The organism is Sphingomonas sp. VDB2 (genome assembly GCF_047946695.1).
GTDB lineage: Bacteria > Pseudomonadota > Alphaproteobacteria > Sphingomonadales > Sphingomonadaceae > Sphingobium > Sphingobium bisphenolicum.
Genome location: NZ_CP159615.1, coordinates 1,844,056 through 1,867,856 on the forward strand (window position 1 = coordinate 1,844,056; position 23,801 = coordinate 1,867,856).

The window sequence follows — 23,801 nt, forward strand, 5'->3', positions numbered from 1 at the left end:
AACGGGCATATAAGCCATGCCGCGTCAATCGCAAGACGGCGCGGTGCGAAAAGGACCGTTTCCATTTTGTGATATTTCTCGGCGCAGCGATGCCGCGCGGAACCGCACCAGCCTTCAAGCGAGGCACGTGCCTCTCTTGAAGGCTGGTGCGGCTTTCTCGTTAACGAAGCGCGGCGCACGCCTCCTGAATCCGCGTGCAGGCCTTTTTGAGCACGTCGTCCGACGTCGCATAGCTGATGCGGAAGGCCGGCGAGAGGCCGAAGGCCGCGCCATGAACGGCGGCGACCTTCGCTTCGTCCAGGAAATAGCCGATCAGCGTCTCGTCGCTGTCGATCGTCACGCCCTTGGGCGTCACCTTGCCGATCACGCCGCTGGCGTCGGGATAGACGTAGAAGGCGCCTTCGGGCGTCGGGCAATCCAGGCCCGGCGCGTCGTTCAGCATGGCGACGACCATGTCGCGGCGCTTGCGGAACACACCGTTACGCTCTTCCAGGAAGTCCTGCGGGCCGGTCAGCGCGGCGACGGCGGCGGCCTGGCTGATCGAGCAGGGATTGCTGGTCGACTGCGACTGGAGCTTGCTCATCGCCTTGATGATCCATTCGGGACCACCGGCGAAACCGATGCGCCAGCCAGTCATGGAGAAGGCCTTAGAGCAGCCATTGACCGTCAAGGTGCGGTCGTACAGCTCCGGGCAGACCTGCGCGATGGTGGCGAAGGGAGTCGATGCGTACCAGACATGCTCATACATGTCGTCGGTCATCACCAGCACATGGGGATGGCGCAGCAGCACGTCGGCCAGCGCCTTCAGTTCGTCGGCCGAATAGGCCGCGCCCGACGGATTGGACGGCGAATTGAGCATCACCCATTTGGTGCGCGGCGTGATCGCAGCGTCCAGCTGGGCGGCGGTGATCTTGTAGCCCTGGCTCGCCGGGCCTTCGATGAACACCGGGGTGCCGCCCGCGAAATTCACGATGTCGGGATAGCTGACCCAATAGGGCGCCGGGATGATGACCTCATCGCCCGCATCGACGGTCGCGACCAGCGCGTTGAACAATGTGTGCTTGCCGCCCGAATTGACGCTGATCTGGCTGCGCTTGTAGGTCAGGCCATTGTCGCGCTTGAACTTGAAGGCGACGGCTTCCTTGACATCGGCAGTGCCGTCCACGTCGGTGTAGCGGGTCAGGTTGTTGCGGATCGCCGCGATGCCCGCTTCCTTGACGAAATCGGGGGTGTCGAAGTCCGGCTCGCCGGCCGACAGGCCAATAACGTCCACGCCTTCGGCTTTGAGCGCGTTCACGCGGGCGCTCATGGCGAGCGTGGCGGACGGCTGGATGCGACCCAAGGCGGCAGAAGTCTGGCTCATGGCAACAATCTTTCCTCAGAGCGATTTCAAACTAGGCGAAACAGCCTGTTGACTCGGAAATCGCGTCAAAAAAATATAGAATCCCCAACGTCCGCAATAAAAGCGGACGCGGCGTCCCTTAATGTGCAACGGAGAAAGGGGCAACCGGCCAGATGCCGCTTATTGGCTTTACGGCACAATAGCGCGGCTATCGCGCCATATTCGGCGTTACCCGGTCACCGCGACCATGTCGCGGCGGCCATGCCGCGCGCCGCATTGCCGATGAAGAAGCCGCGCTCCAGGTCGTAGGGGCGCAGGTCGCCTTCCACCGCCTCCCCCATGTCGATCAGGCTCTGGCGCAAGATGCCGGGCAGGATGCCGCGCGCCAGAGGCGGCGTCACCAGCTTGTCGCCCCGTTCGACGAAGATGGAGGAGAAGCAGCCTTCGGTCAGATAGCCCTGCGCATCGATCAGCAGCACTTCATAGGTGCCGCCACGTTTCAGCGCGTCCTTGTAGAGGCTGCGATCGCTGGTCTTGTGCAGCAGGCGCAGGTCATCCGCGGGCGCATGGCGCGGCACGGCCGCGACCTTCATGATCGGGTCGGGCCAGCCCAGATGACCGCGCACCTCGATCGCGATCGCCCCGCCGCGCGACACCATCAGCCGCACCCGGCTGCGGTCGCGCAGGCGGAAGGTCGCAGCCTGCAATTCGTTGCGCACATCATGGCGATCGAAATGGAAGCCGAGCGCGTCGGCGCTCGCCTTGATCCGCTCAAGATGCAGTTCCAGCAACCTGATGCCTTCGAGCGGGTCGAAGGCCATGGTTTCGATGAGGTCGAACCGTCCGTCAGCCAATGCCATTGAAACTTTTCAAGCCCCACCGCGCCAAAAGTCAACCACCCTTAAGGGATCAGGCCCAGGGTCAAGGGAGCGACAGGAAGCGCCCCTTGGCCAGGCACTCCGCCCATTCGGATGCGCAATCCGAATCCGCGACGATACCGGACCCCAGGCCGAGCCGCCCCGTCCCTGCGCCTTCTTCGACGGAAATGGTGCGGATGGCAACATTGAAGGCGGCGTCGCCTTCCGGGTCGATCCAGCCCATCGTGCCGGTATAGACGCCGCGCGCATGGGGTTCGACCGCATCGATGATCTCCATCGCCCGCACCTTGGGCGCACCGGTGATGGAGCCGCAGGGGAACAACACGCGCAACACGTCCACCGGCGACAGGCCGGGCAGGATGCGCGCACGCACCGTCGACACCAGTTGATGCACGGTAGGATAGGTTTCGACCTTGAACAGGTCGGGCACGATCACGCTGCCCGCGCGCGACACCCGCGACAGGTCGTTGCGCAGCAGGTCCACGATCATCAGATTTTCGGCGCGTTGCTTGGCGTCGCTTTCCAGCCAGCGGGCCTGCGCCGCATCTGCATCCGGGTCGGCGGCGCGGGTGGCGGTGCCCTTCATCGGTCGCGCGGTCAACTGGCCGCGGACCTGGGTGAAGAAGAGTTCGGGCGAGAAGGACAGGATCGATCGATCGCCGGTGCGGATCACCCCGCCATAGCCCGCCGCGGCGCGCGGCCGGACCGCGGCATAGAGGGCGAGTGGGTCGCCCGCGACATCGACATCGCAGGGGAAGGTCAGATTGACCTGATAGATGTCGCCGGCGCGGATATAATCCTGCACCTGGGCAAAGGCGACGCCATAGGCGGCCTCGTCCACCAAGGGGCGCAGCGGGCCGACGGTCGCGCCCGCCGGGTCGGGCAGCAGGTCGGGCAGCGTGCCGGGCGGGATCAGCCGCACCCCTTCGAACAGGCCGAACCACAGCAGGGGTGCAGCGCCCGCGTCCTGCCGGTGCGCGATCGGCGCCAGCCGCTCCTCCAGCGCCAGTCCCGCCTCATAGGCCATATAGCCCGCGACATGCAGGCCGCTCTCCTGCGCTTCGGCGATGCGGTCGAGCGCAGGCTGCACATCGGCCATGCGGCGGGCGACGACGACCTCCACCGGGTCGCGGTAGAGGCGCGCGGGCGCCACGCTGCGCGCGCGCGCGTCGTCGAACAGGCAATAGGCTTCGTTGGGACCGGGCAGACGCATGGGCGCTTCTTAACAGGCTTTACAATCGGCGAAAGGCGGTAAGCCACAGACGCGCCATTGCGCCCGGCATTCAAAGCCCCTAGCTGCCGGGACGTGACAGATCCCGCACCCCCGTCCGATCGCCCGACCGGCGCCGCCATCGGCCATGGGCTGCGGGGACGATGCCCGGCCTGCGGCGAGGGGCGCATGTTCGCCCGCTTCCTCAAGACCGCGCCCAATTGCCCGTCCTGCGGCCTGGCGCTCGACGCGCATCAGGCGGACGACTTCCCCGCCTATATCGTCATCTTGCTGTTGGGCCATATATTGGTGCCCCTGATGATCGAGGTGAACAGCGCCCTCGCCATCCCGCTGGGCTGGCAGGCGCTGATCTGGCCCAGCCTCGCCGTGCTGCTGGCCGTGGCGATGATCCAGCCGGTCAAGGGCGCGGTGATCGCGGTGCAATGGAGCCGGCGCATGGCGGGATTTCGCTAGGACCGATCGACATTCAGTCCCTTGACTGCTGACTAACGCCCTGCGCGTTCCCGCGCAGGCGGGAACACGCAACGCTTAAATGGCGCTTGAAATCACTCCGGCTGGCGCAGGAAGTTCAGCTCCATCGCCTCGCGCAGCGTGTCGTCGATCGCGCGGCGGCCTTCGGCGCCATGGGTGACGACCGTAGTGTCGCAGGTGGCGACGCATACGCCCTTCTGGAAGCCGGCCGAACTGATCGTCCAGCTGGTGCGGCCGATATGGCCGATCGCGCAATGCACCTCGAACGGATAGGGGAAATGCGATTCCTCGACGAAGTTCAGGTTCACGTTCGCGACCAGCCAGCGCACGCCCTGCTCCTGCGGATGGCGGCCCATATGATGGTGGAAACGGATGCGCGCGGTTTCGAAAATGCCGGAGATCGCCACATTGTTGATATGGCCCATGGTATCGAGATCCTGGAACCGCGTGTCGATGCTGGTGACGAAGCGATAAGCCTCCGGGTTCAGACGCCAGGATTCGGGTTTGGCCATGTCCTGCTATTTCCCTGATTATGAGCGTGCCGTAGCGACTTCCGATCGGACGCCGGAAATCGCGTCAATCCAACAGATAAGCCTCTTAACCCGGATGGCGGGTGATGCAATCGCGCCCATAAAAATGCCGCAACTGCGTCCTTTGGGACACATAAGGCGGTGCGGCGGCAACGAAGCGTTTCACGCCCGGGCGATGGACTTGGCCGCACGGGCGTCATAGTTTCGGTTCCGCCATGATCCAGGGAACCACCATGCAACGCTATAGCCGGGCCGCCATCTTCCTGCACTGGGCGATCGCCGCCCTGCTCGCTTTCCAGATCGCCGTCGGCTGGGCGCTGGAGGATCTGGGCGCGCGCGGCTTCGCCCTCTATCAGATGCACAAGTCGGTCGGCATCACCGTACTGGCGCTGACGCTGGTGCGGATTGCCGTGCGTTTCTGGAAGCCGCGCCCGGCCAAGCTGGAGAATGGCTGGCAGGGCGCACTCGCGTCGGGCGTACATGTCGGTCTCTACGCCTTCATGCTGGGCGCGCCGCTCACCGGCTGGGCGCTGGTATCGACCGCAAAGGTCAAGGTGCCGACCTTGCTGTTCGGCGTCATCCCCCTGCCCCATCTGCCCTTGCCAGCGAGTGCGCATGGCCTCGCCGAAAACGGCCATGGCCTGCTCGCCTGGCTGGGCATCGCGCTGCTGGCGCTGCACGTCGCGGGCGCGTTGCGCCATCATCTGCTGATGCGCGATGGCCTCATCTGGCGGATGGTGCCGGGGCGCTCCACCGCTCTGCTGATCGGGCTGCCCGCGTTGATCCTGGTCGGTTTCGTCGCCGGGCGCGCGATCCTGCCCGCGCCGCAGGCTGCATCGGCGCCCGTCCCGGTCGCGGAAGACCCCGCCAATGCCGCGGCGGAAGACGCCAATGTCGCGGAAGCCGCCGACGCCGCCGTCCCGGCTGAAAACGCAGCAGCCAACGCCAGCGAAGCCGCCGCCGAACTACCCGTCGGCCCGCCGCCCGCATGGACGGTGCAACCCGGCGGCCGCATCGGCTTCTCCGTCGGCAATGATGGCGAGACGATCAGCGGCAGCTTTTCCAAATGGACCGCGCAGATCGTCATGGACCCCGATCATCCCGACAGCGCCGATGTCCAGGTGACGATCGACATGGCCTCGGCCAGCGTGGGCGACGCCTATAAGGACGGGATGTTGCCCGGCGACGAATTTTTCGGTGTCGCCGCTCATCCCACCGCAACCTTCACGGCCAAGGGCGCGGAAGCCATCGGTCCGAACAGCTACCGCGCCCGCGGCACGCTGACGCTCAAGGGCGTGTCCAAACCGCAGACGATCCGCTTCACCCTGTCCGGCAAGGACGCAACCCGCAAGGTGTCGGGCAGCGCCACCATCACCCGCGCGCTTTTCGGCGTGGGCAATGGCGACAGCAGCGGCGGGCTTGGTCCGCAGGTGGCGCTGACCTTCGCCTTCACCGCGAAGCGAAAGAATTGAAGAAAAAACAGCCTGCTCCCGCGCAGGCCGGAACAGGATAAGGGACACATGATGATGCGCCTCCTCCCCTTAGCCGCTGCCCTGCTCGCCGCATCCCCCGCCCCGGTCGCGGCGCAGGCCTTCATGTTCGAAACCGGCACGACCCTGCTCGCCAAATGCCGCAACAAGGCGCCGGAATATGCGCTCGCCTGCACCGCTTATATCGTCGGCGTGGTCGACGGCATCCGCAAGGACATGTTCATCGGCCGCGCCCGCCCGGTCTGCTGGCCCGACCGGATGAGCGCGGAAGAAGCCCGCAAGACCGTCATCGCCTATCTCGAACGCTGGCCCGACCAGCGCAAGACGCCCGCCTCGGTCCTCGTCAGCGTGGCCTTGAACGAGCGCTGGCCCTGCACGAAATAGAGCGAGCCGACCAGGTTCCTCTGAAAGCCTGATCGCGACAATTCATTGCGTGCGCCCATGGCCTAACTGGTACATTCTTGCCTTGCCCCGCAGACAAGCGTAGGGGCGGCGCCTATTTTATCTTGTGCGAAGGAGACTCGACGTGGCGGCGAAGTGGACGCCGGAAAGCTGGCGGGAGCATAAGGGCATCCAGATGCCCTTTTACCGGGACGCAGAGGCGCTTGCCTCGGTAGAGGCCCAGCTTGGCCAGTTTCCGCCCCTCGTCTTTGCGGGCGAGGCACGCAACCTGAAGGCAGATCTCGCCAAGGTCGTGACCGGCGACGCCTTCCTGTTGCAGGGCGGCGACTGCGCGGAAAGCTTCGCGGAATTCCATCCGAACAATATCCGCGACACCTTCCGCGTGCTGCTTCAGATGGCGGTGGTGCTGACCTTCGCGTCGAAGCTGCCGGTGGTGAAGGTCGGCCGCATGGCCGGCCAGTTCGCCAAGCCGCGCTCGGCCGATACCGAGACGATCGGCGGCGTGGAACTGCCCAGCTATCGCGGCGACAATGTCAACGACATCGCCTTCACGCCCGAAGCCCGCGAGCCGAACCCGCAGCGCATGGTGCAGGCGTATAACCAGTTGGCCGCGACGCTGAACCTGGTGCGCGCCTTCTCGACCGGCGGCTATGCGTCGCTGGATCGCGTCCATGGCTGGATGCTCGATTTCATGGGCCGCAGCCCCTGGGCCGCGAAGTTCGAGGCGATGGCCGACCAGATCGGCCAGGCGCTCGACTTCATGCGCGCCTGCGGTCTGGACGCCGAAACCGTGCCCCAGTTGGGCGGCACCAGCTTCTACACCAGCCATGAAGCGCTGCTGCTGCCGTTCGAACAGGCGCTGACCCGCCAGGATTCGCTGACCGGCGACTGGTACGACACGTCGGCGCACATGTTGTGGATCGGCGACCGCACCCGCTTCGAAGGGTCGGCCCATGTCGAATATCTGCGCGGCATCGGCAATCCGATCGGCCTGAAATGCGGTCCCAGCCTGGAGCCGGATGCACTGCTGCGCCTGCTCGACACGCTGAACCCGAAGCGGGAAGTCGGCCGCATCACGCTCATCACCCGCTATGGCCACGACAAGATCGAGGCGGGCCTGCCCAAGCTGGTGCGCGCCGTGCTGCGCGAAGGTCATCCGGTCATCTGGTCCTGCGATCCGATGCACGGCAACGTCATCAAGGCGGCGAACGGCTACAAGACCCGCCCGTTCGAGCGTATCCTGGCCGAAGTGCGCGGCTTCTTTGCCGTCCACCGCGCCGAGGGCAGCTTCGGCGGCGGCATCCATGCCGAAATGACCGGCCAGAATGTGACGGAATGCACCGGCGGCGCCATCGCCATCACCGACGAGGGCCTCGCCGACCGCTACCACACCCATTGCGACCCGCGCCTGAACGCGGCGCAGAGCCTGGAACTGGCCTTCCTGCTGGCCGAAATGCTGAATGAAGAACTGAAGGAACGCCGCGCCGCGGCCTGAACGAAAAAGGGGGCGGGATCATGCGATCCTGCCCCTTTCTCTATATAATGCCTGGGCCTGTCGAAGCCTCTTTCTTCTGAAAGCAGCAAAAGGCCCGGTCAGCCCTCAGCCACCACCACGATCGTCAGGGGCGCGCCACCTTCGGCAATCGCGATCAGCCGATCGACATTGGGATGCGCGCCCGGACGGTTGCGGGCATCGGCGGTATGTTCGGCGAATAGGGCCAGGCCATGGTCCGCCGCAGCCGCGTCCAGCGCGCCGAACGCCTGCCCAAGATAATGATAGACCGCGAGCGAGCCCTGCTTGCCCGGCTGGTTCTCGATCGTCGCAACCACTGCGCCACGCGCATCCGTCAGGTCGATACGCGCCAGCCCGTCGATCGACGGCAGCCCGACCATATTATCCCTGAAGGTCGCGCCCGGTTCGATTTTTGCCAGCATGGGTCTTGGTCCTGTCCTGATAGTCGCGGCGGCCTTTTGCATCTTCCGTCCGCCTGCGCAATCGATCCGGCACAATCCAACAAGCTTCCAATGTAGGATTTCATCTGATCTATCCTGATCGATGGATCACCATGCCTGCCCTCCCCTGCCTCGCGAAAAGCGCCGCGTCCCTGGCGCGCCGGTCGTGCCGCCATGGTGTAGGAAGGGACGCGTCGGGGACGCTTTGCAGGCGCTTGGCAAGCGCGTCGGGCCGATATCGCCCGACAACGGTGTGAACTTCGGCGCTACGACCTTGCCGCCCCTACTCTGCCGCATTCTTCCGCTGCTGCGCCCGGCGCGCGAAGATGTTCAGACACTCCACCAGCGTGGAGAAAGCCATCGCCGCGTAGATATAGCCCTTGGGCACATGCACGCCGAAACCGTCGGCGATCAGCACTGCGCCGATCATCAGCAGGAAGCCCAGCGCCAGCATCACCACGGTCGGGTTGCGCGCGATGAAGTTGGCGAGCGGATCGGCCGCGATCAGCATCACCGTCACCGCCACGATCACGGCGATGTACATGACCGCCAGATTGTCCGTCATGCCCACCGCCGTCAGGATCGAATCGAGCGAGAAGATCATGTCGAGCAGGATGATCTGCACGATCGCCGCGCCGAAGGTCATGGTCGCGACGCCCTTCTTGTCCAGCCCCCCGTCCGCCGGTGTCGGATCGACATTATGGTGGATTTCCCGCGTCGCCTTCCAGATCAGGAACAGGCCGCCTGCGATCAGGATCAGGTCGCGCCAGGAAAAATTGGTTTCGAACGTCGGCGCGCCATGCTGGTCCAGCGGGCCGCTCAGCCCCAGGTCGAACACAGGCTGCGTCAGTCCCACGATCCACGCGATCATGGAAAGCAGCACCAACCGCATCGCCAGCGCCAGGCCGATGCCGATCTTGCGCGCCTTGGGCCGCTGCGCTTCGGGCAATTTGTTGGTCAGGATGGAGATGAAGACCAGATTGTCGATGCCCAGTACCACCTCCATCACCACCAGCGCAACGAGCGCGGCAAGGGCCGTAGGGTCGGTGAAGGCGGTAATCAGACTGTCCATAGCATCCTCTATTGCACCCGGTCGGGACAAGCAGCAGCGTACCGAAACGGCGCAATCATGCTAGCGTCGCTTTGTTGCTGCTTGATGCCCGAAGGCCCAGTTTCTAATGCTGGACCGTTCGATTTGGGGGGAATATCGATGCGTTTCATGCTGTGCCTTGCGGCGCTGGGCCTCGCGGCGCCGGCCTATGCCGAAGTCTTCGAAATGAACGGCCATTTTCCGGCGCCCTATCGGGATGTCAGCCTGGCCCGCAGCATCGGCATCGACCGGATCGCCGGCCGCGACGGCATGGCGCTGGGGCTGGCGATCGAGGGGCAGTTGAGCCGGCGCGGTCCCGATGGGCGGCCCTATTACGACCTCGTTGCCCTGTCGCGCCGCGGGCCGGACGCCGATGTGCTGGTCAGCGGCATGGCCGACGCATCGGTGCGCGAGGGCGACGTCAAGCGCAAGGTCGAGCAATGCGCCGAGAAGCAGGGCGACAAATGCGTGCGCAAGGACAAGGTGGAGGCGACCTGCCTGCAGGAAATGGTCAGCTTCTCCTCCACCCTGCGCGTGGCGCGCAGCGACGACGGGCGCATCCTCTATACCCAGACCCGGCCGCAGAGCGAGACCATCACCACCTGCCCCGGCGACAAGGGCAAGCCCAGCCCCAGGGAGGTCGTCGCCAGGATGGTGCGGACCGCGGCCGACCGCTTCGCCGACGACATTCTGCCGCGCCATGAGGATTATCGCATCCGCCTGCGCGAAGGGCGCGAGGGCATGGACAAGGCGATGGGACAGGCGTTCAAGGACAGCATCCGCCTGTCGCAGCGCGATCCGGTGGCGGCCTGCGGCCAATGGGCGGCAATGGCGGGGACGCTGCCCGGCCACCCGTCGCTGCTGTTCAACGCCGGCCTGTGCGCCGAACGGGCCGGCGATTATGCCGGGGCCGAGCACGCCTATCGCCAAGCCGGCGGCGCGGAGGAGGATGCGACCCGCGTCCGCGACCTGGCGGTCGGGCGCGACGACGCGCAACGGCGGGCGACGGAAGGATGATGCGGCGTCTGGACTTGCGCGGACGGGTGCCGTAGCGACGGGCCGTTCCCTTCCATGCCGCGGCATAGCGCCGCAAAACCCATCTCTTGCGAAAGGCGGCATATGTCCCGGACCACCCTGACCCGTTTCCTGATCGAACAGCAACGCAACGCCAATGTCCTGCCCGGCGAACTGCGCCTGCTGATCGAAACCGTCGCGCGCGCGTGCAAGACGATCAGCCATGCGGTGAGCAAAGGTGCGCTGGGCGAAGTGCTGGGCAGCCTCGAGAGCGAGAATGTGCAGGGCGAGGTGCAGAAGAAGCTGGACGTGATCGCCAATGAACTGCTGCTCGACGCCAATGAATGGGGCGGGCATCTGGCCGCGATGGCCTCGGAAGAGATGGAGACGATCCATCTCATCCCCAATCGCTATCCCAAGGGCGAATATCTGCTGCTGTTCGATCCGATCGACGGCTCCAGCAATATCGACGTCGATCTGTCGGTCGGCACCATCTTCTCGGTTCTGAAGGCGCCCGACGCCTGCGCCGGGCGGCAGGTGACGGAAGAGGATTTCCTCCAGGACGGCCGTCAGCAGGTCGCTGCGGGCTACGCCATCTACGGGCCGCAGACGCTGCTGGTGCTCAGCGTCGGCACCGGCGTGTTCGAATTCACGCTCGACCGCGAAGTGGGAAGCTGGGTCATGACCGACCCGGACATGAAGATGCCCCAGGGCAAGTGCGAGTTCGCGATCAACATGTCCAACCGCCGCCAATGGTCGCCCGCCATCGCCCGCTATATCGACGAGCGCGTCGCGGGTGGCGCGGGGCCGTGCGGCAAGGATTACAACATGCGCTGGACCGCCTCCATGGTGGCCGACGTGCATCGCATCCTGAAGCGCGGTGGCATCTTCATGTACCCCTATGACCACCGCAATCCCGGCAAGGCCAAGTTGCGCCTGATGTATGAAGCCAATCCGATGAGCTATCTGATCGAGCAGGCGGGCGGCGCGTCGAGCGACGGCTTCATGCCAATCATGGACGTTCCCGCCACCGGCCTGCACCAGCGCGTCGGCGTGGTGCTGGGCGACAAGGCCGAAGTGGCGGCGGTCGTCGCTTATGGCAAGGAAATGGAGACGGCCTGAGCCGGGCGAGAAAAAAGGGGGAGAGCGCGGCTGGCGCTCGATCCCCCTGATACTTCGGCTCGCCTTGCCGGTCTTACCGGCGGCTCCTCTCCAGAAACTTGTTATATGGCGCGCCGAACAGCCATGTCGCTCTAGCCCAACCGAATGACAAAAAAAAGGCCGATCGCAAGACCGGCCCGAAAGTTTTAGGAGAGGATGCCTGAAAGGCACAGTCTTTTTGTCTCGCCGGCCGGATTTTCGCAAATGCGAAGGGCAGAGGTGCGATTGCAAATTCCGCAATCGGGCGCCGACACACCGCGCCGCCGTCGCAGCCTGCTGCGCAGTCGCACCCTTTTTCCGAGTCGCATCCGCCCGCATAAAGCAAATGTCAGGGCTTGGCCGTTAAGCCCGGCGCCATGCACGGACCAGTTCCCGCTTCGGGACCGGCGGATGGAACCGCCAATGCCCCCCATTCCGCCGCGCGCTATCGCCGCGACATCGACGGACTGCGCGCACTCGCGATCCTGCCGGTGCTGCTGTTCCACGCCCATGTGCCGGGCTTTTCGGGCGGCTATGTCGGGGTCGACATCTTCTTCGTCATATCGGGCTATCTGATCACCGGGATCATCGCCCGCGAAGTCGATGACGGCCGCTTCTCGCTCGCCCGTTTCTACGAACGCCGCTTCCGCCGGATCATGCCCGCGCTGGCGCTGATGATCCTGATCGTGCTGGCTGGCGCGGCCTGGTTCTATCTGCCCGGCGATCTGGAAGGCGTGCCGCGGTCGGCGCTGGCGGCGACCTTGTTCGCCTCCAATCTGTGGTTCTTCACCGACACCGGCTATTTTTCCGGCGGTGCGGACGTGAAGCCCCTGCTCCACACCTGGTCGCTGGCGGTGGAGGAGCAATATTATATCGGCTTCCCGATCCTGCTGATGCTGCTGGCGCGCTATGCGCCGCGCTGGCGCACCGGGGTCGTAGCCGCCATCGCCACAGCATCGCTGGCGCTCGCGATCGTCATGCAACGGGACACCAGCGGCTTCACCTTCTACCTGTTGCCGACCCGCGCCTGGGAATTGTTCGCCGGGGCCTTGCTGGCGCTGGGCGCCGTGCCGGCGATCCGGGCGCGCTGGCTGCGCGAACTGGTGGCCGGGTTGGGGCTGCTCGCGATCGCACTGGCCGTCGCCTTGTACGATCGCACCACGATCTTTCCCGGCATCACCGCCCTCGCCCCGGTGCTGGGCGCCGCTGCACTGATCCATGCCGCCCCCGACACGCGGATCGGCCGGTTGCTGGGCTGGGACCCGCTGGTCGGCATAGGGTTGATCTCCTACTCACTCTATCTGTGGCACTGGCCGCTGATCGTCTTCACCGAATATGCGACCGACCTGCCGCTCGCGGGAGGGACGCGGATCGCGGTTATCGGCGCAGCGCTGCTGGCGGGAACATTGTCCTGGCGCCTGGTCGAGCGCCCCTTCCGCGATCCACGACGCATGCCGGCGCGGACGATCTTCCTGTTCACCGCGGCGGCGATGAGCCTGCTCTGCGCGCTGGCGTTGACGCTGCTGGCGATGGGCGGCTGGCCCTCGCGCTTCGGTCCGCAGGTGCTGGCGCAGATGGCAGGGCAGAAGGATTTCGCGCCGACGCGCAAGCAATGCCACGACATATTCATGCGTAACGCGACGCCCTGCACCCTCGGCGCATCGGTGCCGCCCGACGCTATGCTATGGGGCGACAGCCATGGCGTCGAACTGGCCTACGCCTTGTCGCTGGATGCCAAGGCGCAGAATCGATCGCTGATCGAACGTACCACGTCGAGTTGCCCGCCTGTGCTGGGCTATGAGGCGAAGGACGCCCGCTGCGCCGCCGCGAACCAGACGGCATTCGATGCGATTCGCGCCGATCCGGCAATCCGGCGCATTTACCTGGCCGCCTTCTGGGCCAATGGCGATTTCGATGATCCCGCCTTCGTCGCCAAGCTGGACCGCACCATCGCCGCCATCCGTGCCGAAGGACGGCAGGTGGTGCTGATCGGGCCGGTGCCGCCCCAGCCGTTCGACGTACCGCGCCATCTGGCCCATCTGGCGCAGGCCGGAAAGCTGGCAGAGGCACGCGGCATCGACCGCGCCCATGTCGAAGCAAGAACCGCGCATCTGCGCGCCCTCTTCGCCCGCTGGCAGGCGCGTGGGGTGTCGCTGATCGATCCCGTCGCGGCCCTGTGCCCGACCGGCTCCTGCGCCATCGAACGCGACGGCGAGCCGCTCTATTTCGATTCGCACCATCTCAGCACCACGGGTGCGCGGTGGGTGATCGCAGCCGGCCGCTGACCCCTATTCGGCGGCCAGTGCATAGCCCGCGCGCGGCAATTCCGCCGCCAGCGCTTGCACCATGCGCGTCATGACCGCCTGCATCCGCACTAGACCCGGCCCCGGCCGGTCCAGCGTCGCATCCAGATAGAGCACGCGATCGATTTCGACCTGCAGCGCGTGTAACCCGTGCTCCGGCCGGCCATGCCGGTCGATGAGATGGTCGCCGGCATAAGGATGGTTCTGCGCCACGATCAGGCCCTGACCCCCAGCAACATCGGCCGCCAGCGTCATCAGCCGGGTCGAGGCGCTGCGACCGAACCGGTCGCCCAGCACAATAGCCGGCGCCGGCCTGCCGGCGCCGGACGGAGGCAGCGGCGGCATGGAATGAATGTCGATCAGGATCGCATGGCCGTGCGCGTCGCGCGCCGCGGCCATCACCTGGGCCAACGCCGCGTGGTAGGGCCGGTGCAGTGTTTCGATCCGGCGGCGGGCCTCCGCCCAGCGCATCGGGCCACGCCACAATTCATGCGCGCCCGGCAGGCGACGCGGGAAGAGGCCAAGGCCGCCGCGCAGCTTGGCGCTGCTCTGGAGCGCGGCGTCGCGCGGCAGGTCGGCGATCATGCCGGGATCGATCTCGCGCTCATGTCGGTTGAGGTCGATCAGCGCGCGCGGCGCGCGGGCGACGACGACGGTGAAACCCAGCGCGATCGAAGGGTGGACCAGAAGGTCGGCCCAGCGATCCTCCAACCGATGCAGGATCGACAAGGACACGCGCGCGTCGGCCAGCAGATCGTCGCCATAGTCGCGGGCCGCATGGGGGACAGAAATCACGACGGGACGATCAGGAATCGCAGGACCGTACAGGTCGAAGGCGGCTTCGCTATGGCTCGGGGCGCGCGGCGCGGAATGATCCAATGCGGCTCCTTTCGCCAGCGCGCCGAAAAAACTTGCCCGGCTGGATAATATTTACACCTTGTCGCATATAAAGGGGCTTCGCGCCACCCCGTCGGGTGCGCGCCAAGGGCTGCGGGGCGGCCGGATGAGAGTGTTGGGGGCGATGGTTCGCATTTTATTGGCCGAAGATGACGAGAGCATGCGGACCTATCTGGCCCGTGCGCTGGAACGGTCGGGGTATGAGGTCGTGTCGGTGGAGAATGGCCGCGACGCGCTGCCCCATATCGACACGGACCGGTTCGACCTGCTGCTGACCGATATCGTGATGCCCGAAATGGACGGTATCGAACTGGCGCAACATGCCGCGTCGGTGGCGCCGGACATGCGCATCATGTTCATCACCGGCTTCGCCGCGGTCACGCTGAAGGCCGGCAAGGCGGTGCCGCAGGCCAAGGTGCTGTCCAAGCCCTTCCACCTGCGCGACCTGGTGCTGGAGGTCGAGCGAATGTTCGGCAGCGAAAGCGTCCCGGCCTCGACGGACAATCCCTAAAACCGGCTCCCGCGACGCCCGGCTTTAATCGGGCACCACTTCCTCCATGTCGGGCGTCGGATCGAGCGGCCGCCCCGCCATGGCGGCGTTGAACCGCTCGCGGTCCAGCCCTTTCTCCCAGGCCGACACCACGATCGTCGCCACGGCATTGCCGATGAAGTTGGTGAGAGCCCGGACCTCGCTCATGAAACGGTCGACGCCCAGGATCAGCGTCATGCCGGCCACCGGCACCGACGGCACGATCGAGAGCGTCGCGGCGAGCGTGATGAAGCCCGCGCCGGTGACCCCCGCCGCGCCCTTCGACGAGATCATCGCGACCAGCAGCAGCAGGATTTGCTGCTCCAGGCTGATATGGACGTTACACGCCTGCGCGATGAACAACGCCGCCAGCGTCATATAGATATTGGTGCCGTCGAGGTTGAAGCTGTAGCCGGTCGGCACGACCAGCCCTACGACCGACTTGCGGCAACCGGCGCGCTCCATCTTCTCGATCAGGCTGGGCAACGCGGCTTCCGATGAGGATGTGCCCAGCACCAGCAGCAGTTCCGCCTTCAGATAGCGGATCAGGTGGAGGATGTTGAACCCCGCGAACCAGCCCACCGTGCCCAACACCCCCAGCACGAACAGCAGCGAGGTCAGGTAGAAGGTCGCCACCAGCCCGGCGAGATTGGCGAGCGTGCCGACGCCATATTCGCCGATGGTGAAGGCCATCGCCCCGAAGGCGCCGATCGGCGCCGCCTTCATCAGCAGGGCGACCAGCTTGAACACCGCATGGCTGGCGGATTCGAGCACCGTCATCAGCGGCTGCGCCCTGTCGCCGATCATGGTCAGCGCAATGCCGAACAGGATCGCCACGAACAATACCTGAAGGATGTTGCCGTCCGCCACCGCCGACACCATGGTCGAGGGGATGATGCTCATCAGGAAACCGGTCAGCGTGCGCTCATGCGCCTGATGGGCATAGTCCGCGACCTTGCCGGCATCGAGCGTCGCGGGATCGATGTTGAGGCCCGCACCGGGCTGCACGACATTGGCGACGATGAGGCCGACGACCAGCGCCAAGGTGGAGAAGGTCAGGAAATAGGCGAACGCCTTGGCCGCCACCCGGCCGATCGCGCCCAGCTCCTTCATTCCCGCAATGCCAGTGACGATGGTCAGGAAAATGACCGGAGCGATGACCATCTTCACCAGCTTGATGAAGGCCTCGCCCAGCGGCTTGAGTTGCTTGCCCGCGTCGGGCCAGACATGGCCGATCAGCACGCCCAGCGCAATCGCGACGAGCACCTGGACATAGAGCTGGCGATAGAAGGGCAGCCGGGACGCCGCCTGAACCGGCGAAGATGGCGATGGCAGCATATGTCTTGGCGTCCCCCTGTTTGGATCGCAGCATATGAGTCACCCCCGGCCTGTCCAGAAGAATATCGGCCAGAAGAATATCGACGCGTTTCAATTTCCCGCTTGCGCGGCCGCCCTACCCCCGTTATTGGCCCCCTCCACGGCGGGCGTGTAGCTCAGTGGTAGAGCACTGTGTTGACATCGCAGGGGTCGCAAGTTCAATCCTTGCCACGCCCACCATGACAAAGCCCGTCGCTTCTCTCGAAGCGGCGGGCTTTCTCTTTTCCTTTCTTTGATCGATCCGGCCTAGCGTGCCGCAGCTACTCCCCGGCGCAGCTTCTGGCAGGCATCGCGCTTGCCCGCCAGGGCACGCTCAACCTTTGCCCAGGCTTCTATGTCGGCGGCGGTGATCGTTTCCTCATCGGAGAATCGGACGGGGAAGGGAATGGGAATGGGCATGCGCATGGTCGACTCACGGGGAAACAGGCTCTCGACTATAAGCTGCGCTGCTGTCACGGGGATGTCCCGAACATTACAGACAGGCAATGAGAGCAAAGGATCGGCCATGACGATGGGATGCGAAACCATGGGCGGGCGGCGCGTGCTGTTCGTGATGGCGGTCGAAGCCGAATATGGGCCGCATCTGCGCGCGCGATTCACGCCGCTGCTGACCGGTGTCGGACCGGTCGAAGCGGCGCTGGCCACCGGCATGGCCCTGCAGGATATGGAGCGGCAACGGGCCTTGCCCGACCTCCTAGTCTGCCTGGGATCCGCGGGATCGCGCCTTTGCCCGCTCGGCGACATATTCCAGGTGGCGAGTGTATCGTGGCGCGACATGGATGCGTCGCGACTGGGCTTCACCAGGGGCGTGACCCCCTTCGTCGACCATCCCGTCGACCTGCCGCTGGCGACGCCGCTGGCTCTGCCGCTCGCTCGCCTGTCGACCGGCGCGAATATCGTGGGTGGTGCGGACTATGCCACGATCGATGCGGACATGGTCGACATGGAGACATTCGCGGTGGCGCGGGCCTGCGCACGCTTCGACGTGCCGCTGATGGGCCTGCGCGGCATATCGGACGGACCAGGCGAGCTGGATCACATTCATGGCTGGATGGAGTTGCTGGACTTGCTCGACGAACGGCTGGCGGCGGCGGTGGACCTGCTGCCAGAAGCGCTGGCGCGCGCCGCCTGAGTTTGACAGCCCTGCGCGGGCTGGCCGCGGGGCCAGGACAGGCGGTAGGTGACCAAAAAGCCGTCATGGTCGGATAATCGCGGACCGCTCAGGCCGCCGTCGAACATCGCCTCGACCCGGATCGGGCGGATCGACACCCTGTCGCCCGGCCAGAAAAATTGCAGATCCTGCGTGTCCATCCACGGTTCGTCGCCGTCCCAGGACAGGCGCACGTCGCAATCCGACGCAGGATCGGCACATATGCGATGCACCAGATCGAGCGACTGATAGCGCGAGAAATTCTCCCAGCGCGATTCGGAATGGCGCATGTTGAAATCGCCGCCGAAAATCAACGGATAGGCATCGTCATGGCTGCGGTCGATGAAGGCCGAGGCTTCGAGCGACTGGCGGTCGTGCGCGGCGAGGTTGCGATGAGCCGGCGCACGCGAGGCACCGCGGCTGTTCATATGCGTGTCGTAAATGTCGATCGGCGTCGGCACGCCGGGAATGACGATGCGCGCCAGTACGATCCCCTTATTGGCGAGGCAGTCGATCCCCGCGCAGGAGCGACGACCATAGGCGTGCATATCGACCTCCACGATAGGATAGCGCGACGCGATGGCCAGGCCGCTGCCGGTCAAGTGCAGGCCGATCTCGCCGCGTTTGATATGGGATCGGCCGGGCAGCGTTTCCTTCGTCACGCCACGGGCGCGGGTGGTGCGGCGGGGACCGGTGACGATCGCGGGATAGCCGGTGGCGGCGACCGCTCGCTTCGCTGCCCCGCTGAGCATTTCCTGGAACAGGATGATGTCGGGCGCCTGTCCCGCTGCGCGCAGATTTGCGAGGCGATCGCCGATGGCGCGCAACGACGGTGCGCGGCCCGTGCGGGCGGGCCAGCCCAGCCCCTCGATATTATAGGTGAGCACGGACAATGTGGTGGCGGCCATCTGTCCGTCGGGCGTCGCAGCGATGATCGGGGCGCCCCCGCCGCACGCTAGCGATCGCAAGGGCAAGGGCGCGGCACAGCCCGATATCAGGAGCGCAAACGCGAGGACGGCGTGACGGATGGCCGAGATCGACCGGTTCGCCCTTGCCAGCATATGCCTCAACCCCACCACATGGCCGTCGAAGGTCAGTCGCCGTCGAAGGCGATGATCGCCTGCGCCGCGACGCCGTCCGCCTCCAGCGCGGCCATGCCGCCCAGATCGGGCAGGTCTATGGCGAACAGGGCCATCAGGACGCTCGCGCCTTGTTCGCGCAGCAGTTGCGCCGCCGCCAGCGCGGTGCCGCCGGTGGCGATCAGATCGTCGACCAGCAGCACCCGCACGCCATGCGGCACCTGTCCTTCGTGCAATTCCAGCCGGTCGGTGCCATATTCCAGCACATAGTCGATGCCCACGGTCTTGCCGGGCAGCTTGCCTGCCTTGCGTACCGGCACGAAGCCCTTGCCCAGCGTCAGCGCCAGCGCCGCGCCCAGAATGAAGCCGCGGGCCTCTATACCCACGATCAGGTCCGGATCGAGCGGCCGGGCCACCGCAGCCATATGATCGACCAGTTCGGCCAGCCCCCTGGCGTCGGCCAGCAGGGTGGTCACGTCGCGGAACTGGATGCCCGGCTTGGGGAAATCGGGGATAGTGCGGACCAGCGCGGTCAGGCTGTCGATGCTCATGGCGTCTCCATAATGAAAAAGGGCGCGGTTCCAATCGAAACCGCGCCCCCTTTAGTCTGTCGTCCCTGCGGACATCGGCCGTCAGGCGGCGGCCTTTTTCTTGTCCGCCCAGATATTCTGGTAGGACATATAGGCCAGGCCCGTCGCGATCAGCAGGAAGAGGATGGTCGCAAGCCCTGCACGGCGGCGATTTTCCAGCTTCGGTTCGGCGGTCCAGGTCAGGAACGCAGCTACGTCCTGCGCCATCTGGTCGACCGTCGCCTTGGTGCCGTCGCCATAGGTCACCTGGCCTTCGGCCGTCAGCGGCGGCGCCATGGCGAGGTTCAGGTTGGCGAAATATGGGTTGTAGTGCAGCCCTTCCGGCGTCTTGGAGTCCGGGAACTCCTTGAGCAATTCGGCCGGCTGCGCCTGGAAGCCCGTCAGCAGCGAATAAACATAGGCGCTGCCATGATGGCGGGCCTTGGTCATCAGCGACAGATCGGGCGGGATCGCATTGTTGTTCGCCGCTGCCGCCGCGACATTGTTCGCGAAGGGCTTGGGGAAGTGATCGGCCGGAACCGGTTCGCGGCTGGACGCTTCGCCCGTGGCCGGATCGACCGACGGGGTCTTGATCGCCCACTGCTTGGCGATCGCCTTCACTTCCGCTTCATTATAGCCGAGCGCCGCGAGGTCGCGGAAAGCGACGAATTTCAGGCTGTGACAGGCCGAGCAGACCTCCTTGAAAACCTGGAAGCCGCGCTGCAACTGCGCCTGGTCATATTTGCCGAGCGGTCCGTCGAACGAGAAAGACACATGCTTGGGCGCCAGGTGGAACTCATGCTCCACCGTGGCCGCCGGCGGCTCAGTGACATAGGCATAGGCGCCTACGAGGAAGGAAATGACCAGCCAGCCCGCGAAGAAGAGGCCGACGAGAAATGCGCCGATGCGTACCATATTACCTCTACCCCTTATTCGGCCGGGACCGCGACGGTTTCGCCGTCGGTCTTGCCATATTTCGCCAGCACGGCCTCGGTGATCGAGCCGGGCAGCGGCAGCGGCTTTTCAAAGCGCGAGATCAGCGGAAGGATGATCAGGAAATGGGCGAAATAATAGGCCGCCGCGATCTGCGAGATCATCACGAAGGGTTCCGCCGCCGGCGCGCCGCCGCAGTAACCCAGCACCGCTACGTCCGCGAGCAGGATCCACCAGAATTTCCGGAAGGTCGGGCGATAGCGCCCCGAACGCACCGGCGAGGTGTCCAGCCAGGGCAGGAAGAACAGCAGCAGGATCGACGCGAACATCGCCAGCACGCCCAGCAGCTTGGCCGGGATGAAGAAGAAGTCCACCGTGAAGGCGCGCAGGATGGCGTAGAAGGGCCAGAAATACCATTCCGGCACGATGTGCGCGGGGGTCGAGAGCGGGTTCGCTTCGATATAGTTATCCGGATGGCCCAGGAAGTTGGGGGCGAAGAACAGCAGGATGGAGAAGGCGATCAGGAAGATGCCCGCGCCGAAGCCGTCCTTGGCGGTGTAATAGGGGTGGAAGGGCACAGTGTCCTGCGGCCCCTTCACTTCCACGCCGGTCGGGTTCGAGGAACCCGGAATGTGCAGCGCCCAGATGTGCAGGATGATGACGCCTGCAATCACGAACGGCAGCAGGAAGTGCAGCGAGAAGAAGCGGTTGAGCGAGGCGTTACCGGGAGCGAAGCCGCCCAGCAGCCAGGTCTGGATCGGCTCGCCCACCACGGGGATCGCGCCGAACAGGCCGGTGATGACCTTCGCGCCCCAATAGGACATCTGGCCCCAGGGCAGCACATAGCCCATGAAGGCGGTCGCCATCATCAGCAGGAAGATGACGAGGCCGAGCAGCCACACCATTTCGCGGGGCGCCTTGTAGGAGCCGAAATAGAGGCCGCGGAAGATGTGGAGATAAACCACGATAAAGAAGAAGCTGGCGCCGTTGGCATGGGCGTAGCGCATCAGCCAGCCCGCGTTGACGTCGCGCATCGTCTGTTCGACGGTGCTAAAGGCGACCAGGTCATTGGCGCCATAATGCATCGCCATGATGACGCCGGTAACGATCTGGATCACCAGCGCGAGGCCGGCCAGAACACCGAAGTTCCAGAAATAATTGAGGTTGCGCGGCACGGGATAGCCCGCGCCCACAGCGTTATAGACGAGACGCGGCAGCGGCAGCTTCTCATCGACCCACTGCATCACGGGATGCTTAGGCGTATATTGCTCAGCCCAGGGAAAGCTCATGGTTTCTTACCTCAGCCTACGAGAATGGCGGTGTCGGAAGTGAAGCTGAACTTCGGCACTTCCAGGTTCTTGGGCGCGGGGCCTTTGCGGATGCGCGCGGCGGTGTCGTAGGACGAGCCATGGCATGGGCAAAAATAGCCGCCATATTCGCCGCGATTCTCGCCTTCGCCCGCGCCCAGCGGCACGCAGCCCAGATGGGTGCAGACACCCATCGTCACCAGCCACTGCTTCTTCCCGTCGACGGTGCGCTCTTCCAGCGTCTGCGGATCACGCAGCGTCGAAGCGTCAACCTTGTCGGCCTCGGCGATTTCCTTCGGCGTCAGCTGGCGCACGAATAGCGGCTGGCTGCGGAAGGTGGTCTTGATCGCCTGTCCCGGCTGGATCGCGGAAAGATCGACTTCCGTCGATGCGAGCGCCAGCACGTCGGCGCTGGGGTTCATCTGGTCGATGAGCGGGAGGACGGTGGCGACAGCCCCGACCCCTGCGAAGCTCACCGCAGCGATGTTGATGAAATCGCGGCGGCGCACGCCATCTTCGCCGGATGGACCCGTGCCGTCTATATGTTCAACGCTCGCCATGCACCTCTACCCTTGCAATAACGTCCCTGACCCCGCCGCAATGCCGTGACCGACTCTGTTTATCAAGGGATTTAGGGTGCCGTGCAAGTACGGTCCCCGCCTACCCCCCGGCGTGGTTTGCGCGCCTGATAACCGGACTGCGCGCTCTTTGCCAACAGCAAACTCGCGCCCCCTATGACAATTTGCCGCAGTGCATTAAGGCGCGGGCCATGCGTATCGCCCTTTATCAACCCGAGATTGCCGGCAATGTCGGCGCGATCCTGCGCCTCGCCGCCTGTTTCGCCGTGCCCGTGGACATCATCATGCCGACCGGATTCGCCTTTTCCGACACCCGCCTGAAGCGCGCGGCGATGGATTATGGCGAGGCCGCGGACGTCACCCGCCACGCCAATTTCGGCGCCTTCGACGCGGTGCGTCGCGCGGAAGGCCGCCGCCTGCTGCTGCTGAGCGCCCATGCCTCGCAGACATTGCCCGACGTCCAGTTCCAGCCGGAGGACGTGCTGATGATGGGATCGGAAAGCGCGGGCGTCCCCGACGACGTGCGCGACCTGGCCGACATCCGCGTCCGCATCCCGATGGCGCCAGGCTTTCGATCCTTGAACATCGCCGTTTCCACGGGCATCGCCGTCGCCGAGGCCCTTCGCCAGACCGGAAAGTTTCCACAGTGACCGCCAGCAACCCGATTCCCGCCGTGCCCTTCGCCCTCGACGCGCGGCAGCAGGCGGCGCGCAACTGGTTCGAATCGCTGCGCGACCGCATCTGCGCCGCGTTCGAGGCGATCGAGCGGGAGGCCGGCAGCGAGGCGCGCTTCGACTATACCGCCTGGGACCGGGAGGCCGAGGGCCAGACGCCGGGCGAAGGTGGGGGCGGCGTGCGCGGCGTGATGAAGGGCAAGGTGTTCGAGAAGGTCGGCGTCAATGTCTCCACCGTGGGTGGCGAATTTGCGCCCGGTTTCGCCCAGACCATCCATGGCGCGGGCGATAACCCCGCCTTCTTCGCCACCGGCATCAGCCTGGTCGCGCATATGGCCAACCCGCATGTGCCCGCCGTGCATATGAATACGCGCTATCTCGTGACGACCAAGAGCTGGTTCGGCGGCGGCGCCGACCTCAATCCACCGCTGCCGCGCGGGGAGGATACGGATTTTTTCCATGGCGTGTTCAAGGCCGCCTGCGATGCGCATGACGCCGATCATTATCCGCGCTTCAAGGCGTGGGCCGACGAATATTTCTTCATTCCCCATCGCGGCGTGCATCGCGGCGTGGGCGGCATTTTCTACGATCATCTGGAATGTGCGGACGATGCGGCGTTCGACGCCCATTTCGCCTTCACCCGCGCCGTGGGCGACGCCTTCCTCGACGCCTTCCCGCCGATCGTGCGGCGGCGCATGGGCGACGCATGGGGCGAGGCAGACTATCGCACCATGCTGGAATGGCGCGGGCGCTATGCCGAGTTCAATCTGGTGCATGATCGCGGCACGCTGTTCGGCCTGAAGACCGGCGGCAATATCGACGCGATCCTGATGAGCCTGCCGCCGATGGCGAGCTGGAGCTGAA

25 protein-coding genes and 1 tRNA gene are annotated in these 23,801 nt (G+C 65.2%); 12 read left to right on the plus strand and 14 right to left on the minus strand.

What is annotated here, in order from left to right:
* Positions 1-160 precede the first annotated feature (160 nt).
* The 3 genes from ABT375_RS09065 to pabB all read right to left on the minus strand — a co-directional run bounded on the left by ABT375_RS09065 (position 161) and on the right by pabB (position 3,433).
* Positions 161-1,363: a pyridoxal phosphate-dependent aminotransferase gene (locus ABT375_RS09065; protein WP_224548615.1), complete on the minus strand. Its 1,203-nt coding sequence runs from the start codon at positions 1,361-1,363 to the stop codon at positions 161-163.
* Between the two features lie 215 nt (positions 1,364-1,578).
* The gene (locus ABT375_RS09070) at positions 1,579-2,202 is read right to left on the minus strand and encodes an aminotransferase class IV (RefSeq protein WP_224548614.1); all 624 of its coding nucleotides are present in this window, start codon (positions 2,200-2,202) and stop codon (positions 1,579-1,581) included.
* A 61-nt stretch (positions 2,203-2,263) separates the two neighbouring features.
* Positions 2,264-3,433, minus strand: a complete 1,170-nt coding sequence (gene pabB, locus ABT375_RS09075; protein ID WP_416464817.1) for an aminodeoxychorismate synthase component I — start codon at positions 3,431-3,433, stop codon at positions 2,264-2,266.
* A 93-nt stretch (positions 3,434-3,526) separates the two neighbouring features.
* Here pabB and ABT375_RS09080 point away from each other — a divergent pair, with 93 nt between their 5' ends.
* The gene (locus ABT375_RS09080) at positions 3,527-3,904 is read left to right on the plus strand and encodes a DUF983 domain-containing protein (RefSeq protein ID WP_066600185.1); all 378 of its coding nucleotides are present in this window, start codon (positions 3,527-3,529) and stop codon (positions 3,902-3,904) included.
* A 92-nt stretch (positions 3,905-3,996) separates the two neighbouring features.
* Here the strand turns inward: ABT375_RS09080 and ABT375_RS09085 are convergent, their stop codons facing one another.
* Complete coding sequence (locus ABT375_RS09085; RefSeq protein ID WP_224548611.1) at positions 3,997-4,434, minus strand: acyl-CoA thioesterase; 438 nt, start codon at positions 4,432-4,434, stop codon at positions 3,997-3,999.
* Between the two features lie 251 nt (positions 4,435-4,685).
* On the opposite strand from ABT375_RS09085, the gene ABT375_RS09090 reads away from it, so the two are divergent.
* The 3 genes from ABT375_RS09090 (at position 4,686) to ABT375_RS09100 (ending at position 7,839) form a co-directional block, all read left to right on the plus strand.
* The gene (locus tag ABT375_RS09090) at positions 4,686-5,924 is read left to right on the plus strand and encodes a YceI family protein (protein ID WP_416464818.1); all 1,239 of its coding nucleotides are present in this window, start codon (positions 4,686-4,688) and stop codon (positions 5,922-5,924) included.
* Between the two features lie 54 nt (positions 5,925-5,978).
* Complete coding sequence (locus ABT375_RS09095; RefSeq protein WP_416464870.1) at positions 5,979-6,326, plus strand: Rap1a/Tai family immunity protein; 348 nt, start codon at positions 5,979-5,981, stop codon at positions 6,324-6,326.
* Positions 6,327-6,468: 142 nt separating this feature from the next.
* Positions 6,469-7,839, plus strand: coding sequence for a class II 3-deoxy-7-phosphoheptulonate synthase (locus ABT375_RS09100; protein WP_416464819.1), 1,371 nt, complete (start codon positions 6,469-6,471; stop codon positions 7,837-7,839).
* Positions 7,840-7,937: 98 nt separating this feature from the next.
* On the opposite strand, the gene ABT375_RS09105 is transcribed toward ABT375_RS09100, so the two are convergent.
* Together ABT375_RS09105 and ABT375_RS09110 are read right to left on the minus strand one after the other, a co-directional pair.
* Complete coding sequence (locus ABT375_RS09105; protein ID WP_416464820.1) at positions 7,938-8,279, minus strand: DUF2322 family protein; 342 nt, start codon at positions 8,277-8,279, stop codon at positions 7,938-7,940.
* A gap of 301 nt (positions 8,280-8,580) precedes the next feature.
* Positions 8,581-9,369 carry a TerC family protein gene (locus tag ABT375_RS09110; protein WP_261936272.1) on the minus strand — a complete coding sequence of 263 codons (789 nt, stop codon included), beginning with the start codon at positions 9,367-9,369 and terminating at the stop codon, positions 8,581-8,583.
* A gap of 138 nt (positions 9,370-9,507) precedes the next feature.
* Here ABT375_RS09110 and ABT375_RS09115 point away from each other — a divergent pair, with 138 nt between their 5' ends.
* The 3 genes from ABT375_RS09115 to ABT375_RS09125 all read left to right on the plus strand — a co-directional run bounded on the left by ABT375_RS09115 (position 9,508) and on the right by ABT375_RS09125 (position 13,826).
* The gene (locus ABT375_RS09115; RefSeq protein WP_224548603.1) at positions 9,508-10,404 is read left to right on the plus strand and encodes a tetratricopeptide repeat protein; all 897 of its coding nucleotides are present in this window, start codon (positions 9,508-9,510) and stop codon (positions 10,402-10,404) included.
* Between the two features lie 102 nt (positions 10,405-10,506).
* On the plus strand, positions 10,507-11,523 hold the full coding sequence (locus ABT375_RS09120) for a class 1 fructose-bisphosphatase (RefSeq protein WP_416464821.1): 1,017 nt from the start codon (positions 10,507-10,509) through the stop codon (positions 11,521-11,523).
* Between the two features lie 395 nt (positions 11,524-11,918).
* Positions 11,919-13,826 (plus strand): acyltransferase family protein, encoded by a 1,908-nt coding sequence (locus ABT375_RS09125; RefSeq protein WP_416464822.1) that lies wholly within the window; start codon positions 11,919-11,921, stop codon positions 13,824-13,826.
* Between the two features lie 3 nt (positions 13,827-13,829).
* On the opposite strand, the gene ABT375_RS09130 is transcribed toward ABT375_RS09125, so the two are convergent.
* A complete protein-coding gene (locus ABT375_RS09130) occupies positions 13,830-14,723 on the minus strand; it encodes an N-formylglutamate amidohydrolase (RefSeq protein WP_416464823.1) in 894 nt (297 codons plus the stop codon).
* Between the two features lie 142 nt (positions 14,724-14,865).
* On the opposite strand from ABT375_RS09130, the gene cpdR reads away from it, so the two are divergent.
* Positions 14,866-15,252 (plus strand): cell cycle two-component system response regulator CpdR, encoded by a 387-nt coding sequence (gene cpdR, locus ABT375_RS09135; RefSeq protein WP_224548596.1) that lies wholly within the window; start codon positions 14,866-14,868, stop codon positions 15,250-15,252.
* 24 nt (positions 15,253-15,276) lie between these two features.
* Here cpdR and ABT375_RS09140 read toward each other — a convergent pair whose 3' ends face one another.
* Complete coding sequence (locus ABT375_RS09140; RefSeq protein ID WP_261936267.1) at positions 15,277-16,608, minus strand: dicarboxylate/amino acid:cation symporter; 1,332 nt, start codon at positions 16,606-16,608, stop codon at positions 15,277-15,279.
* 144 nt (positions 16,609-16,752) lie between these two features.
* Between ABT375_RS09140 and ABT375_RS09145 the strand changes: the two genes are divergently transcribed.
* Positions 16,753-16,827: transfer RNA gene (locus ABT375_RS09145), tRNA-Val, on the plus strand.
* 66 nt (positions 16,828-16,893) lie between these two features.
* Here the strand turns inward: ABT375_RS09145 and ABT375_RS09150 are convergent.
* The gene (locus ABT375_RS09150; RefSeq protein ID WP_416464824.1) at positions 16,894-17,154 is read right to left on the minus strand and encodes a hypothetical protein; all 261 of its coding nucleotides are present in this window, start codon (positions 17,152-17,154) and stop codon (positions 16,894-16,896) included.
* Between ABT375_RS09150 and ABT375_RS09155 the strand changes: the two genes are divergently transcribed.
* Positions 17,153-17,779: a 5'-methylthioadenosine/S-adenosylhomocysteine nucleosidase gene (locus tag ABT375_RS09155; RefSeq protein WP_416464825.1), complete on the plus strand. Its 627-nt coding sequence runs from the start codon at positions 17,153-17,155 to the stop codon at positions 17,777-17,779. The genes ABT375_RS09150 and ABT375_RS09155 overlap by 2 nt on opposite strands.
* Here ABT375_RS09155 and ABT375_RS09160 read toward each other — a convergent pair.
* The 5 genes from ABT375_RS09160 to petA all read right to left on the minus strand — a co-directional run bounded on the left by ABT375_RS09160 (position 17,689) and on the right by petA (position 22,245).
* Positions 17,689-18,705 (minus strand): endonuclease/exonuclease/phosphatase family protein, encoded by a 1,017-nt coding sequence (locus ABT375_RS09160; RefSeq protein WP_416464826.1) that lies wholly within the window; start codon positions 18,703-18,705, stop codon positions 17,689-17,691. The genes ABT375_RS09155 and ABT375_RS09160 overlap by 91 nt on opposite strands.
* 185 nt (positions 18,706-18,890) lie before the next feature.
* Complete coding sequence (locus ABT375_RS09165; RefSeq protein ID WP_416464827.1) at positions 18,891-19,427, minus strand: adenine phosphoribosyltransferase; 537 nt, start codon at positions 19,425-19,427, stop codon at positions 18,891-18,893.
* An 81-nt stretch (positions 19,428-19,508) separates the two neighbouring features.
* Positions 19,509-20,360: a cytochrome c1 gene (locus ABT375_RS09170; RefSeq protein ID WP_224548590.1), complete on the minus strand. Its 852-nt coding sequence runs from the start codon at positions 20,358-20,360 to the stop codon at positions 19,509-19,511.
* Positions 20,361-20,374: 14 nt separating this feature from the next.
* Positions 20,375-21,667 (minus strand): cytochrome b, encoded by a 1,293-nt coding sequence (locus tag ABT375_RS09175; protein WP_224548589.1) that lies wholly within the window; start codon positions 21,665-21,667, stop codon positions 20,375-20,377.
* An 11-nt stretch (positions 21,668-21,678) separates the two neighbouring features.
* Complete coding sequence (gene petA, locus ABT375_RS09180; protein ID WP_224548588.1) at positions 21,679-22,245, minus strand: ubiquinol-cytochrome c reductase iron-sulfur subunit; 567 nt, start codon at positions 22,243-22,245, stop codon at positions 21,679-21,681.
* A gap of 209 nt (positions 22,246-22,454) precedes the next feature.
* Here petA and ABT375_RS09185 point away from each other — a divergent pair, with 209 nt between their 5' ends.
* Positions 22,455-22,913 (plus strand): tRNA (cytidine(34)-2'-O)-methyltransferase, encoded by a 459-nt coding sequence (locus ABT375_RS09185; protein ID WP_224548587.1) that lies wholly within the window; start codon positions 22,455-22,457, stop codon positions 22,911-22,913.
* 14 nt (positions 22,914-22,927) lie between these two features.
* Positions 22,928-23,800 carry an oxygen-dependent coproporphyrinogen oxidase gene (gene hemF, locus ABT375_RS09190; protein WP_416464871.1) on the plus strand — a complete coding sequence of 291 codons (873 nt, stop codon included), beginning with the start codon at positions 22,928-22,930 and terminating at the stop codon, positions 23,798-23,800.
* The last annotated feature ends 1 nt before the right edge of the window (position 23,801 follow it).